Origin of the sequence: Pararcticibacter amylolyticus, assembly GCF_003130405.1 — a bacterium.
Lineage (GTDB): Bacteria > Bacteroidota > Bacteroidia > Sphingobacteriales > Sphingobacteriaceae > Arcticibacter > Arcticibacter amylolyticus.
The window spans coordinates 991-2,451 of record NZ_QEAS01000058.1 but is presented as its reverse complement, the minus strand read 5'-3'; the positions used below and the strand labels follow the sequence as shown (position 1 = coordinate 2,451).

General features: G+C 38.7%; 2 protein-coding genes. Both read right to left on the bottom strand.

Features of this window, described 5'->3' with window-relative positions:
- Positions 1–616: 616 nt before the first annotated feature.
- Positions 617–1,033 carry a hypothetical protein gene (locus DDR33_RS24955; protein ID WP_109418500.1) on the bottom strand — a complete coding sequence of 139 codons (417 nt, stop codon included), beginning with the start codon at positions 1,031–1,033 and terminating at the stop codon, positions 617–619.
- Between the two features lie 77 nt (positions 1,034–1,110).
- Positions 1,111–1,461, bottom strand: a 351-nt coding sequence (locus tag DDR33_RS26135) for a hypothetical protein (RefSeq protein WP_158280872.1), incomplete at its 5' end; no start/stop codon positions are given.

Below are 1,461 nucleotides of genomic sequence, written 5' to 3'. Positions count from 1 at the left end.
TCGTCAGCCGTCAGGCTGCTGTTGTTGATCGAGGTCAGCTGGCCCCGGATGTTATAGCGGTAGTCGACCGACTGCAGGTAGCTGGAACCGCTGTTGGTGGAATGCAGTTTCTTGTCCACAAACAGAATCAAATATTTTATAAATTACAAAATTGCTACCTTGTAAATTCCTTCAGTAAAATATTGCAATTCCAGTAATCATATAAGTGCGAAATCAGTATAGCAGATTTCGCACAAGAAGTAAACCTCCCCAAAAGGAAAAGAGAGGAACGAACCAGAACAATATAAAAAGCAATATATAAGTCCGCTTTTTATATTGAAATCGCTCTCCTAATCTATTAATAACGGATTCATATCTGGGCTTGTATCTTCTTTTTACCAAAGTTGAAACAATCAAAAAAAGCAAAGCACAGCTAATGAAGTAGGCAACTTTATTGAAGATTAACACATCTATTTTTATTAAAAACAGATAAATTGAAGTTATTATCAATAAGCAAATAAAAAACAGCATTAAGGTAACTGCATTTACGCATCTTCCTTTTAGATCATGTTCATTTATCTTCTTAAAAATAACCAGGAAACGATGCGTAATAAATATTAAGAAGTCAAGCCACATATTAATCTCCTATAACATTCTCCTCTAACGTTTTACCATTATAAATCCATGACCCCAATTGAGCCGTTCCATATATTAGAGCTGCTCCAGCAACTACAGGACCACCAAAAACTGCTGCTGCACCATAAAGGGTAGCTCCTATCCAGAAATTAGCGTGTGTGGCTGTGCTGATGCCCTGAGGGTTAGTAAGCAATTGAGAACCATAAGTAGCCGCAGACAGAATCATACCCGCCGTTCCCAGCTGTTTCCCAAGTTTGCTCACTTGACCAAGCGTACCTCTTAACGCAGCCGCTGTACGTTGTGTACCGAAACCAAGAAATCTGCCGATAGTCTGGGCACCGTTATTTTGTCTGACAGCCTGTATCCCCAGTTCTGCTCCTCCCCACACAACACCCCCAAGATTAAGGATCTGTCCCATTTCGTCAGCAAAGCCTGCTTTTAGAACACTTCCCCCCGAGTTAGCATGACTGTTATATTAACACAAACATTACCGTCTTATTGCACTTGTCCCGGTTTAAAAAAGGCTACTACAAAAATCAAAAGGAATGATAACGCAACATAGATTGCCACGACGATATTTCCACGAACTCTCTCCTTGTTGCTCTCTTGTGAGTATTTCTTTAATATCTTTTTTCTTTTATCTTTCCTATAGAATAGTACCATTAAAACTATTAAGATTAATGACACTCCACCAGCCTGCTGATTACTAGAAAACCAAAATGGCAAAAGATTGATCTTAGCTAAAAATGCATTTATCACAAGAAGATTTGCACCGATTAATCCCCCTAAAAAGACAGGAGCAATGAATTCTGGTATGTCATATAAAGAAGATTTCAATGTAGCTTT